Origin of the sequence: Streptomyces sp. DH-12, assembly GCF_002899455.1 — a bacterium.
GTDB lineage: Bacteria > Actinomycetota > Actinomycetes > Streptomycetales > Streptomycetaceae > Streptomyces.
Window position 1 is genome coordinate 1 of record NZ_PPFB01000008.1, and the last position, 638, is coordinate 638.

Below are 638 nucleotides of genomic sequence, written 5' to 3' on the forward strand. Positions count from 1 at the left end.
CCCCTCACCGACGCGCCCACCCGGCCCTGGGCCGCGCACGCCGACGCCCAAGCCAACCTCGCCGCTCTGAGGCAGCAGCTGGCGGAGGGGCGGCCCGCGGAACTCCGTCTGACCGGCGTCCCGAACCCCCGCCTCGCCCACGAACTCGCCGTGCGACGGGCCCTCGACGACGGCACACCTCTGCCCGACCGCCCCACCGCGTCACCGACCGGCCTCGACGCCTTCCACACCCTGGGCGACGAGCACGGCTACTGGACCGGCGTCACCTGGAACACCCAGGACACGCACGCCGTGGACATCGTCTTCGTCGATCGCAGCCTGCTGTCCGGCCGCGCCCCCGTCGGCACCTACGCCGCGCTGCCCACCAGCGCCGCCACCGCGCCGCTGTCCACGTGGGCGACCAACCCCGCCGCCCGCCGCGGCACCGGGGCCCTGGTCACCAAGCTCCGCGAGCACACCCGCGACCACCTGCCCGACTACATGGTCCCGTCGGCCATCGTCCCCCTCGACCGGCTCCCCCTGACGGCCAACGGTAAGCTGGACCGGGCCGCCCTGCCCGCACCCGAGTTCGCGACGGCCGGATCCGGTCGAGGCGCGCGCACCCCGCAGGAGCAGATCGTGTGCGATCTGTTCGCGCA

1 protein-coding gene is annotated in these 638 nt (G+C 75.1%); it reads left to right on the forward strand.

The features are described 5' to 3' along the window. Window positions 1-638: AMP-binding enzyme (locus tag C1708_RS33580; protein WP_133169128.1), on the forward strand; the 638-nt coding region annotated here is incomplete at both ends.